A 9270-nucleotide genomic window follows, 5' to 3' on the forward strand; every position below is an offset into this window, starting at 1 on the left:
GGGGGCCCCATGCCGCATTTTATCGCCGAATGTACCGACAACATCCGCGATCAGGCCGATTTACCGGGCCTGTTCGCCAAAGTCAACGAGGCGCTGGCCGCCACCGGCATCTTTCCGATTGGCGGCATTCGTAGCCGCGCCCACTGGCTCGATACCTGGCAGATGGCCGACGGCAGGCAGGATTACGCCTTCGTGCATATGACCCTGAAAATCGGCGCCGGACGCAGCCTGGAGAGCCGTCAGGACGTGGGAGATATGCTGTTCGCGCTGATCAAATCCCACTTCGCGACGCTAATGGAGAGCCGCTATCTGGCGCTGTCGTTCGCCATGGAAGAGCTCGACCCGACGCTGAACTACAAACAGAACAACGTGCACGCGTTATTTAAATAATGTGCAAATTGCCCGGTGGCGCTGCGCTTACCGGGCCTACAACGGCCATGAATTTGTAGGCCGGATAAGCGAAGCGCCATCCGGCAATACAATGCCACAGGAATCACTATGCTCGATAAACAGACCCGCACCCTGATTGCCCAGCGGCTGAACCAGGCCGAAAAACAGCGTGAACAGATCCGTGCGATCTCGCTGGATTATCCGTCGATCACCATTGAAGACGCCTACGCCGTACAGCGCGAGTGGGTCGAAATGAAGATCGCCGAAGGCCGCGTGCTCAAAGGCCACAAGATCGGCCTGACTTCTAAAGCGATGCAGGCCAGCTCGCAGATCAGCGAGCCGGACTACGGCGCGCTGCTCGACGATATGTTCTTCCACGACGGCAGCGATATTCCCACCGACCGCTTTATCGTTCCGCGTATCGAAGTCGAGCTGGCGTTCGTGCTGGCCAAACCGCTGCGCGGCCCGAACTGCACGCTGTTTGATGTCTACAACGCCACCGACTACGTTATCCCGGCGCTGGAGCTTATCGACGCCCGCTGCCACAACATCGACCCGGAAACCCAGCGTCCGCGCAAAGTGTTCGACACCATCTCCGACAACGCCGCCAACGCCGGGGTGATTCTCGGCGGCCGGCCGATTAAACCGGACGAGCTCGACCTGCGCTGGATCTCCGCCCTGCTGTATCGCAACGGCGTGATTGAAGAGACCGGCGTCGCCGCGGGCGTACTCAATCATCCGGCCAACGGCGTGGCCTGGCTGGCCAACAAACTGGCGCCGTACGATGTCCAGCTCGAAGCCGGGCAAATCATCCTCGGCGGCTCCTTCACCCGCCCGGTCCCGGCGCGCAAGGGCGATACCTTCCACGTCGACTACGGCAACATGGGCGCCATCAGCTGCCGCTTTGTTTGAGGAGAGCAACATGAACAACGCATTTAAAGAGGCGCTCAAAGCCGGGCGTCCGCAAATCGGCCTGTGGCTCGGGCTGTGCAGCAGCTACAGCGCCGAACTGCTGGCCGGCGCGGGCTTCGACTGGCTGCTGATCGACGGCGAACACGCGCCCAACAATGTACAAACGGTGCTGACCCAGCTTCAGGCCATTGCGCCCTACCCCAGCCAGCCGGTGGTGCGTCCGTCGTGGAACGATCCGGTACAAATTAAACAGCTACTGGATGTCGGCGCGCAAACCCTGCTGGTGCCGATGGTGCAGAATGCCGAAGAAGCGCGGCTGGCAGTCAGATCTACCCGCTACCCGCCTGCCGGCATCCGCGGCGTCGGTAGCGCGCTGGCCCGCGCCTCGCGCTGGAATCGCGTCCCGGACTATATCCACCGGGCCAACGACGCCATGTGCGTCCTGGTGCAGATTGAGACCCGCGAAGCGCTGAAAAATCTGCCGCAGATCCTCGATGTCGAAGGGGTGGACGGCGTGTTTATCGGCCCGGCGGATCTCAGCGCCGATATGGGCCACGGCGGCAACCCACAGCACCCGGAAGTGCAGGCCGCTATCGAAGATGCCATCCAGCAAATCCGCCAGGCCGGCAAGGCGCCGGGGATCCTGATGGCCAATGAACAGCTGGCGAAACGCTATCTCGAACTGGGCGCGCTGTTCGTCGCCGTCGGCGTCGACACCACCCTGCTGGCCCGCGGCGCAGAAGCGCTGGCGGCCCGTTTTACCCACACCGCAACCACCACAACCGATAACAATAAATCCGTCTATTGAACGGATAATGTGGAGCGCAACATGACTACCTCTACCCTGCAACACAATGATAATAAAGCCGTTGAAGTAGAAAACCGGGTGATCAAAAAGCTGTTCCGCCGCCTGATCACCTTCCTGTTTGTTCTCTTTGTTTTCTCATTTTTGGATCGCATTAATATCGGCTTCGCCGGCCTGACGATGGGTAAAGATCTCGGCCTGACCTCCACCATGTTCGGCCTGGCGGCGACGCTGTTCTACGTCACCTACGTGCTGTGCGGGATCCCCAGCAATATCATGCTGGCGAAAGTTGGCGCGCGCCGCTGGATCGCCGGGATCATGGTGGTCTGGGGGATCGCCTCGACCTGCACCATGTTCGCCACCAACCCGCATACGCTGTACATCCTGCGCATGCTGGTCGGCATCGCCGAGGCCGGTTTTCTACCGGGGATCCTCGTCTATCTGACCTGGTGGTTCCCGGCCTACCATCGCGCCCGCGCCAACGCCCTGTTTATGATCGCCATGCCGGTGACCATGATGCTCGGCTCGATACTTTCCGGCTATATCCTGGCGCTCGACGGCCTGTGGAACCTGAAAGGCTGGCAATGGCTATTTCTGCTGGAAGGCCTGCCGTCGGTGGTGCTCGGCGTCGTCACCTGGTTCTTCCTCAACGACACGCCGGATAAAGCCAACTGGCTGGATAACGAAGAGAAACAGGCGCTGAAGGCGATGATCGATCGCGAACGGGAACATGCGGCGATCGTCCCGGCTTCGCCGCGTTCCACGCTGCGCGAAGTACTGACGCCAGCGGTGCTGATGTATACCCTCGCCTACTTCTGCCTGACCAATACCCTCAGCGCCATTAATATCTGGACGCCGCAGATCCTGCAGAGCTTCAACACCGGCAGCAGCAACATCATGATTGGCCTGCTGGCGGCGATCCCGCAGTTCTGCACTATTTTCGGCATGATCTGGTGGAGCCGCCGATCCGATCGCCGCAAAGAGCGCAAGATGCATACCATCCTGCCCTACCTGTTCGCCGCGGCAGGTTGGCTGCTGGCTTCGGCAACGCACCACAGCCTGATCCAACTGATCGGCATTATTATGGCTTCGGTGGGATCCTTTACCGCGATGGCCATTTTCTGGACCACCCCGGATCGGGTGATCAGCCTGCAGTCGCGCGCGGTGGCGCTGGCGGTGATCAACGCTATCGGCAACGTCGGCTCTGCCGTCAGCCCGCTGTTGATCGGCATTTTGCGCGATACCACCGGCAGCTTTAGCTCCGGGCTGTGGTTTGTCGCCGGATTACTGATCGTCGGCGCGCTGGTGCTTACCCGCATTCCAATGAGCCAGCGTGAGGACGCCGCCGCCGCGCCGGGCTTAGCGGCGCAAAAAGGCCACTAAGGAGCGGGTATGTGCCAGCATTCCATCGCCAACATCGACATCAATAAAGATTACGACGAGAGTCTGGGTACCGAAGAGGTGCACTACCAGTCGTTCTCCCGCATGGCGGCCTTTTTTGGCCGCGACATGCAGGCGCATCGCCACGACCGCTATTTCCAGATGCACTACCTTGATACCGGACAGATTGAGCTGCAGCTTGATGACCATCGCTATTCGGTGCAGGCGCCGCTGTTTGTGATAACGCCGCCCTCGGTACCGCACGCTTTTATTACCGAGTCCGATAGCGATGGCCATGTGTTGACGGTCCATGAGGAGCTGATCTGGCCGCTGCTGGAGGTGCTTTATCCCGGCACGCGGGAGACCTTCGGCCTGCCGGGGATCTGCCTGTCGCTGGCGGATAAACCCGACGAGCTGGCGGCGCTGGCCCACTACTGGCAGCTGATTCGCCGGGAATCTACCGCCCAGTTGCCGGGGCGGGAGCATACCCTGGCGCTACTGGCGCAGGCGGTCTTTACCCTGCTATTGCGTAACGCAAAGCTCGACGATCACGCCGCCAGCGGGATGCGCGGCGAGCTGAAACTATTCCAGCGCTTTAACCAGATGATCGACAGCCACTTTCATCAACACTGGACGGTACCGGATTACGCCAGGGAGTTGCATCTGACCGAATCGCGGTTGACCGACATCTGTCGCCGCTTCGCCAACCGTTCGCCGAAGCGGCTGATATTCGACCGTCAGCTGCGCGAGGCGAAGCGCCTGCTGCTGTTCTCCGATAGCGCGGTCAATGAGATTGCCTGGCAGCTGGGGTTTAAAGACCCCGCCTATTTTGCGCGCTTTTTTAGCCGCCAGGTCGGCTGCTCGCCCAGCAGCTACCGGGCGCAAAAAGTACCTGTGTCGTAATACCCCGGCGGCGCTGCGCTTGCCTGGGCTACGGTCCATAGGGCCGGTCAGCGCCGCGCCGCCCGCCAAACGCTGCCGAGATCACAAAATTCACTCCCGCCTGAAAAGTACCCGCCGTTGTCGCAAACGTCCCTTCACGACAAGCGCAATAACCGCTTCAATTAAACAACAAAAACAAAACATATATTTAACATTATTATTCCGATAAATACTGAAGAGGCCCCTATGAAACCTGAAGATTTCCGCGCCGACGCGAAACGCCCGTTAACTGGCGAAGAGTATTTAAAAAGCCTGCAGGATGGCCGCGAAATTTATATCTACGGCGAGCGCGTGAAAGACGTCACCACGCATCCGGCCTTCCGTAATGCCGCGGCCTCCGTCGCTCAGCTGTACGATGCGCTGCACAAACCGGAGATGCAGGATTCCCTGTGCTGGGGCACCGATACCGGCAGCGGTGGCTACACCCATAAATTCTTCCGCGTGGCGAAAAGCGCCGACGATCTGCGCCAGCAGCGCGACGCCATCGCCGAATGGTCGCGCTTAAGCTACGGCTGGATGGGCCGCACCCCGGACTACAAAGCCGCCTTCGGCTGCGCGCTGGGCGCCAACCCGGCGTTTTACGGCCAGTTCGAGCAGAACGCCCGCAACTGGTACACCCGCATTCAGGAAACCGGCCTGTACTTTAACCACGCTATCGTCAACCCGCCGATTGACCGCCACAAGCCGGCTGATGAAGTGAAGGATGTCTACATCAAGCTGGAAAAAGAGACCGATGCGGGGATCATCGTTAGCGGCGCGAAAGTGGTCGCCACCAACTCGGCGCTGACCCACTACAACATGATCGGCTTCGGCTCCGCACAGGTGATGGGCGAGAACCCGGACTTCGCGCTGATGTTCGTCGCGCCGATGGATGCCGAAGGCGTCAAGCTTATCTCCCGCGCCTCCTATGAGATGGTCGCCGGCGCGACCGGATCGCCGTACGACTATCCGCTTTCCAGCCGTTTCGACGAGAACGACGCGATTCTGGTAATGGATAAAGTGCTGATCCCATGGGAGAACGTACTGATTTATCGCGACTTTGACCGCTGCCGCCGCTGGACCATGGAAGGCGGTTTCGCCCGCATGTACCCGCTGCAGGCCTGCGTACGCCTGGCGGTAAAACTGGACTTTATCACCGCCCTGCTGAAGCGCTCTCTGGAATGTACCGGCACCCTCGAATTCCGCGGCGTGCAGGCCGACCTTGGCGAAGTGGTGGCGTGGCGCAACATGTTCTGGGCGTTAAGCGATTCCATGTGCTCGGAAGCGACGCCGTGGGTCAACGGCGCATGGCTGCCGGATCACGCCGCGCTGCAGACCTATCGCGTAATGGCGCCGATGGCCTACGCCAAGATCAAGAACATCATCGAGCGCAACGTCACCAGCGGCCTGATTTATCTGCCGTCCAGCGCTCGCGATCTGAACAACCCGCAGATCGACCAGTATCTGGCGAAGTACGTGCGCGGCTCCAACGGTATGGATCACGTTGAACGTATCAAGATCCTCAAACTGATGTGGGACGCGATCGGCAGCGAATTCGGCGGCCGTCATGAACTGTATGAAATCAACTACTCCGGTAGCCAGGATGAAATTCGCCTGCAGTGTCTGCGCCAGGCGCAGAGCTCCGGCAATATGGACAAAATGATGGCGATGGTTGACCGCTGCCTGTCCGAGTACGACCAGAACGGCTGGACGGTGCCGCATCTGCACAATAACGCTGATATCAACATGTTGGATAAGCTGCTGAAGTAATTCACAGCGGGAGGTCATAATGCAATTAGATGAACAGCGCCTGCGTTTTCGCGATGCCATGGCCAGCCTGTCGGCGGCGGTTAACGTTGTCACCACCGCAGGCGAAGCCGGCCGCTGCGGCATTACCGCCACGGCGGTGTGCTCGGTGACGGATACGCCGCCATCGGTAATGGTTTGTATCAACGCCAACAGCGCGATGAACCCGGTGTTTCAGGGCAACGGCAAGTTGTGCATCAACGTGCTGAACCACGAGCAGGAAATCATGGCCCGTCATTTCGCCGGGATGACCGGGGTGACGATGGAAGAACGGTTTGCCCTCAGCGGCTGGCAGCAGGGCGCGCTCGGGCAGCCGGTGCTGAAGGGCTCGCTGGCCAGCCTCGAAGGCGAAATTAGCCAGGTGCAAACCATTGGTACCCACCTGGTGTATCTGGTGGAGATCCGCAATATTACCCTGAGCCCGCAAGGGCACGGCCTGATTTACTTTAAACGCCGTTTCCACCCGGTGATGATGGAAATGGAAGTCGCGGTGTAATGGCCTCGCCTGCCTCTCCCCGGATAACGGGGAGGGGCTACACAGATTCGCGTTAGCGTTCCTGCTGGGCAAACTGTGTCAGCGCCGCGCCGTCTTCTGGTACTTTCCGCCCGTCCGTAGTCCGCCGTCGCCGTCCGGCTCACCTGCGCGCTGATTTGCTCCTCGCTCGGATGGGTATTGCCTCCCGCTACCTATTACGATTTTTCTTGTAGCCTTGGTAATAAATCCACCAACAACCAGTAGCTATCAACGCCCCTGTGAAACATGCGGCTTTTGTATACTTCCATGTATCACTCCAAATCAGCTCAAATGGGATGTGGTAAACCAATAAGAGGTAACCTCTAATGAGCACGTATATAATTAAAAACAATACGATCATTGCTACATTGCAAGCAAAAAATAGATAGAAAAAAATAAAGAACCAAGATTTTCTATTCATTTTTGGTTCCCTTTTTGTAATTTCACACCTGTTTTACCCGCTTGATCATTGAGGATCTCTGTCACCGCACTACCCGCGGTATTACCAGCAATACCAGGTACTGGATTAATCGGCAGCGGTTTGGATATTCCCATCCCGACATCTGTCCAGATCCAGTCTTTCCATGGCTTCATTGGATTAAGGACTTTATCAAACGGCAATTCAACTAGTTTACCTGCACCATAGCCCATCCCAGAGGCCAAACCATTAATTAAGCCACCTGTAAAAGGATTATCCCCTTTCAGATAGCTGGATGTTGCACCACCTGCCGCATTCCAGCTCATTGTTCCCTTTAATCCTGTATTTCTGGTAAAAGCTCCAACATAAGTCGCAATGAGCACATCCGTTGGATTAACTTCTCCATTAATAAGATACTGAATACCAGCATTTGCCGTTCCGCCTATCGCGCCAGTAATCTGCATTCCTCCCGGCAGATAGATTAGCCCCGCTGAAGCCAACGCACCTGCATAAGCTTTATTTTCAGCAATTCCTCGCTGGCAGGCTTCACCAGACGGGTTATCTGCGCATGAGAGAACATCTGCGCCATGCTCTCTGGCTTTCTCACCCTGGCTCCATTCGTTCCCACCCATCAGGTTATTCTCCACCGCGTTCTTCCCGGCCTGCGCACCCGCCACCGCATCCGCGCTGCTGCCTCCGCTAAGCCCCCCCATCAGTCCCGCCGCCAGCGTACTCAGCGCGCTTATCGTCGACCTCTGCTCTTCCGACAGCTCTTCTGTCTTAACATCCGGATAATATTCCACCGCTATCCAGCGCCCCAGCAGCTCGCCGCTCACCGCGCCTGCCGCTCCCGCCAGCGCGCTGTTATTTCCCGATGCCGCCGCTATCGCTCCCCACACCGCGTGCGCCATCGCATTGGCTTCCACATTCACCTTCCGTCGTCTGGCTGTGAATGATTTCCGCCACATACGGACTCACTGCGCCACTCGCCGCCTGCGCCAGGTTGCCCCCCGCCAGACCCTGCATCGCCGCCGTTACCGCCTGCGCCACCTTCTGGTACTTTCCGCCCGTATCGTATTTACCTTAACTTCAACTTAAATATTCCGATAGTAAAAAAACCACAGAATAAAACCTATTAATATTCCAGAAAGAGATACTTTAAAATATGTAAATAATTTACCAATAAAAAACGAGAGTATATTTTCCCCTCCGCCGATCCAGTAACCAAGCAAACTGAATGAAATTGTGATGATTAACAACATGCTAAAAATAGCAAAACATAGATAAAGTAACACAATGAAAGATCTACATCGGAAATTCATCATTGTTGCACCTCATTGTTTTTCAGAGCTTCATTCATCCTCTCTATAAATGCTCCGGAAGCAGCTGCATTCCCCGTATTACCTAAGATCGAAGGTAATTTCCGTCACATGCGACTCGCCGCGCCGCTCACCGCCTGCGCCACCTTCTGGTACTTTCCGCCCGTATCGTAGTCCGCCGTCGCCGTTCGGCTCACCTGCGCGCTGATTTGCTCCTCGCTCGGATAGGTATTGCCTCCCGCTACCTATTACGATTTTTCTTGTAACCCTGGAAATAAATCCAACAACAACCGACCGCGACAATTATTCCAGCAAATGTTGCAGCCTTACTATATTTGATTAAATCATCAATATGAATTTCAAATGGTACATCAAACATAACCCAGAAAAAAAACCTTACACCATAGAGCAATAGCACAACAAAAATATTCATTCCAAAAGCACATGATGCAAGAAGGTAAACAAAAACTGATAGCCATTTTTTTAAGGTCATTGTTTATTCCCCATCAATTTATTGGTATCAACTTTACCAGCCTGACCATTTATAACTTCAGTAGCTAAACTAGCGCCACCATTACCAAATGCTCGGGCTGGCATTCCCTCCCGCTACCAGCTTCGCCCGCGCCGCCGGGTCGCTCTGCGCTGCCTGCGCGTTCAGCTTGCCCTGCGTCACCGCCACCCGGTTCTGCTCTTTCTCCTTATCACATAGCGGGCTCAGCGTCAGCGAACTGTCGCTGACGCTCCCGTTCGCCCCCATCAGAAGAAGCCTGCTCATAATATTATGAACAAGCTTCTTCTGAACGTG

11 protein-coding genes are annotated in these 9270 nt (G+C 56.9%); 7 read left to right on the forward strand and 4 right to left on the reverse strand.

Annotated elements, in window-relative coordinates; all coding sequences use genetic code 11:
- Nucleotides 1-9: 9 nt before the first annotated feature.
- The 7 genes from LGL98_RS21820 to LGL98_RS21850 all read left to right on the forward strand — a co-directional run bounded on the left by LGL98_RS21820 (nt 10) and on the right by LGL98_RS21850 (nt 6710).
- Nucleotides 10-390: a 5-carboxymethyl-2-hydroxymuconate Delta-isomerase gene (locus LGL98_RS21820; RefSeq protein ID WP_136031523.1), complete on the forward strand. Its 381-nt coding sequence runs from the start codon at nt 10-12 to the stop codon at nt 388-390.
- A gap of 108 nt (nt 391-498) precedes the next feature.
- Complete coding sequence (hpaH, locus tag LGL98_RS21825) at nt 499-1302, forward strand: 2-oxo-hept-4-ene-1,7-dioate hydratase (protein WP_002887487.1); 804 nt, start codon at nt 499-501, stop codon at nt 1300-1302.
- A 10-nt stretch (nt 1303-1312) separates the two neighbouring features.
- Nucleotides 1313-2110 carry a 4-hydroxy-2-oxoheptanedioate aldolase gene (hpaI, locus tag LGL98_RS21830; RefSeq protein ID WP_136031521.1) on the forward strand — a complete coding sequence of 266 codons (798 nt, stop codon included), beginning with the start codon at nt 1313-1315 and terminating at the stop codon, nt 2108-2110.
- A gap of 21 nt (nt 2111-2131) precedes the next feature.
- Nucleotides 2132-3490 carry a 4-hydroxyphenylacetate permease gene (gene hpaX, locus LGL98_RS21835; protein WP_004222447.1) on the forward strand — a complete coding sequence of 453 codons (1359 nt, stop codon included), beginning with the start codon at nt 2132-2134 and terminating at the stop codon, nt 3488-3490.
- 9 nt (nt 3491-3499) lie between these two features.
- Nucleotides 3500-4390 carry a 4-hydroxyphenylacetate catabolism regulatory protein HpaA gene (gene hpaA / locus LGL98_RS21840; RefSeq protein WP_023159280.1) on the forward strand — a complete coding sequence of 297 codons (891 nt, stop codon included), beginning with the start codon at nt 3500-3502 and terminating at the stop codon, nt 4388-4390.
- 225 nt (nt 4391-4615) lie between these two features.
- A complete protein-coding gene (gene hpaB / locus LGL98_RS21845; protein ID WP_002887473.1) occupies nt 4616-6178 on the forward strand; it encodes a 4-hydroxyphenylacetate 3-monooxygenase, oxygenase component in 1563 nt (520 codons plus the stop codon).
- Nucleotides 6179-6197: 19 nt separating this feature from the next.
- On the forward strand, nt 6198-6710 hold the full coding sequence (locus LGL98_RS21850; protein WP_002887467.1) for a 4-hydroxyphenylacetate 3-monooxygenase reductase subunit: 513 nt from the start codon (nt 6198-6200) through the stop codon (nt 6708-6710).
- A gap of 435 nt (nt 6711-7145) precedes the next feature.
- Here the strand turns inward: LGL98_RS21850 and LGL98_RS21855 are convergent, their stop codons facing one another.
- The 4 genes from LGL98_RS21855 to LGL98_RS21870 form a co-directional block, all read right to left on the reverse strand.
- Complete coding sequence (locus LGL98_RS21855) at nt 7146-8072, reverse strand: VENN motif pre-toxin domain-containing protein (RefSeq protein WP_226651771.1); 927 nt, start codon at nt 8070-8072, stop codon at nt 7146-7148.
- A complete protein-coding gene (locus tag LGL98_RS26430; protein ID WP_226651773.1) occupies nt 8011-8196 on the reverse strand; it encodes a hypothetical protein in 186 nt (61 codons plus the stop codon). Before LGL98_RS26430 ends, LGL98_RS21855 begins: the two co-directional genes overlap by 62 nt.
- Before the next feature lie 510 nt (nt 8197-8706).
- Nucleotides 8707-8958: a hypothetical protein gene (locus LGL98_RS21865; protein WP_136031520.1), complete on the reverse strand. Its 252-nt coding sequence runs from the start codon at nt 8956-8958 to the stop codon at nt 8707-8709.
- Between the two features lie 81 nt (nt 8959-9039).
- Entirely contained in the window at nt 9040-9240 is a 201-nt protein-coding gene (locus tag LGL98_RS21870; protein ID WP_226651775.1) for a hypothetical protein, read from the reverse strand.
- Between the last annotated feature and the right edge of the window lie 30 nt (nt 9241-9270).

It is taken from the genome of Klebsiella africana, from assembly GCF_020526085.1.
In the GTDB taxonomy this organism is placed as follows: domain Bacteria; phylum Pseudomonadota; class Gammaproteobacteria; order Enterobacterales; family Enterobacteriaceae; genus Klebsiella; species Klebsiella africana.

What these genes read in the sequence shown, in the direction of transcription:
- LGL98_RS21820 (WP_136031523.1), top strand. Translation starts at nt 10, where the DNA reads ATGCCGCATTTTATCGCCGAATGTACCGACAACATCCGCGATCAGGCC.
- hpaH (WP_002887487.1), top strand. Translation starts at nt 499, where the DNA reads ATGCTCGATAAACAGACCCGCACCCTGATTGCCCAGCGGCTGAACCAG.
- hpaI (WP_136031521.1), top strand. Translation starts at nt 1,313, where the DNA reads ATGAACAACGCATTTAAAGAGGCGCTCAAAGCCGGGCGTCCGCAAATC.
- hpaX (WP_004222447.1), top strand. Translation starts at nt 2,132, where the DNA reads ATGACTACCTCTACCCTGCAACACAATGATAATAAAGCCGTTGAAGTA.
- hpaA (WP_023159280.1), top strand. Translation starts at nt 3,500, where the DNA reads ATGTGCCAGCATTCCATCGCCAACATCGACATCAATAAAGATTACGAC.
- hpaB (WP_002887473.1), top strand. Translation starts at nt 4,616, where the DNA reads ATGAAACCTGAAGATTTCCGCGCCGACGCGAAACGCCCGTTAACTGGC.
- LGL98_RS21850 (WP_002887467.1), top strand. Translation starts at nt 6,198, where the DNA reads ATGCAATTAGATGAACAGCGCCTGCGTTTTCGCGATGCCATGGCCAGC.
- LGL98_RS21865 (WP_136031520.1), bottom strand. Translation starts at nt 8,958, where the DNA reads ATGACCTTAAAAAAATGGCTATCAGTTTTTGTTTACCTTCTTGCATCA.
- LGL98_RS21870 (WP_226651775.1), bottom strand. Translation starts at nt 9,240, where the DNA reads ATGAGCAGGCTTCTTCTGATGGGGGCGAACGGGAGCGTCAGCGACAGT.